The organism is Mediterranea sp. An20, from assembly GCF_002160055.1.
GTDB lineage: Bacteria > Bacteroidota > Bacteroidia > Bacteroidales > Bacteroidaceae > Bacteroides > Bacteroides avicola.
This window is the reverse complement of record NZ_NFJV01000072.1, coordinates 1-1,224: the sequence shown is the minus strand read 5'-3', so window position 1 is coordinate 1,224 and position 1,224 is coordinate 1. Positions and strand designations below refer to the sequence as shown.

2 protein-coding genes and 1 pseudogene are annotated in these 1,224 nt (G+C 46.7%); all 3 read right to left on the bottom strand.

The genetic code is table 11. The features are described from left to right. Positions 1-355 (bottom strand): annotated as a pseudogene (locus B5F34_RS17155) (hypothetical protein); the annotation flags it as partial. Between the two features lie 22 nt (positions 356-377). Then, complete coding sequence (locus tag B5F34_RS17150) at positions 378-599, bottom strand: hypothetical protein (RefSeq protein ID WP_072543937.1); 222 nt, start codon at positions 597-599, stop codon at positions 378-380. Between the two features lie 11 nt (positions 600-610). Beyond that, the gene (locus B5F34_RS17145) at positions 611-829 is read right to left on the bottom strand and encodes a hypothetical protein (protein WP_075318962.1); all 219 of its coding nucleotides are present in this window, start codon (positions 827-829) and stop codon (positions 611-613) included. Positions 830-1,224 lie beyond the last annotated feature (395 nt).

The window sequence follows — 1,224 nt, the reverse complement described above, 5'->3', positions numbered from 1 at the left end:
CGGATATGCGGCTTCTGCGTTGTTTGTTGAAGTCCTTTCCGTGCCAATAGGTCTTGGGCTTGAAAAGGCTGTGCCAATAGTTGTTCACGATGAATTTCAATAACCGCACACCGCAAAGTCCTTCCTCTTCCTCGCTGTAATTGGAGGTGAAACGGTAGTAACACGTGCAGCCGTCATATCTCCAATCACATACACGTATGTTGAATATGCCTTCAAAGGCTTTCAGCGTTGCCATGTTCTCACTCTGCCACGGATATTCATACCCTGCCAACCATCGGTTGTAAGCATTTTCCTTTGCCGTGAATGAAAGTTCGTCCACCTTATAAACATCGTATGTCCTTGTTTCCGTTCTCATAATCTTCTGTCTTAAAGGGTTGTCAAATGGTTTCTTTCAAAATCTCTCTCCAATAGACTGGCTCTACCTCGCTTAAAAGAAAGTCTATGAAGTCCTTTCTCGCTTCCTTGTTCAGTTCATGGTACAATCTTCTGAATGAGGAAAAGTTACCGTTGATGTACGTTTCCACCATATACTCAAAGATGTTGTCCACCTCGTAAAACCTGCATTGCTGCGCTGCCGTCTTGCTGTTTCTTTTCGCCATATCCTTATGAATTAAAGGGTTAATAACCAAATGAATGTCCAAATAATTGTCACTATTGAAAGTAGTGCGGTGAGGATGCCGAACATGAAGTTCAACACGCCCAACAGGATTTCCCCTGCGATACCTACCGCCAAACCTCCTGCGCAAAGGGTGATGCCCCATGCCGCTCTCGCTAATGCGGACAACACTTTCCGCAAAGCCTTTCCGATGTCGTTCAATGTCATTCTCATATCTTCCAATTTTTAAGTTGTTGTTACTTGTCTTGTTCGGTGGGGGTCGGGTCGAGTCCTTTTTCTTTTCGCCTCTCCGTATGTCCGATGTTTCCTTGTGACGTCTTCCGACCGCGCATCGGTCGTTTTCGTTTCGGGGGCCATGCAAAGGTTAGGGAGTAGGTTCAGCAAATTTTTTCGACAGAATACTACCTGAGCCTGCGAAGTGTGGAGATTGTGGCTAAAAAATTTGTGTTCCTAATCCCGTCTTTACCTTTGCCCCTGCAACGAAAATGGCCACTGATGCCGTCTGGAATGGCGGCATGGGAATATCGGCATACTTGCTGGAGAGGCGGGAAGGAAAAGGGGAAGCATAGAGGATGGCGCAATGCGCCACGGGGAAGTTCAAAGGGCGG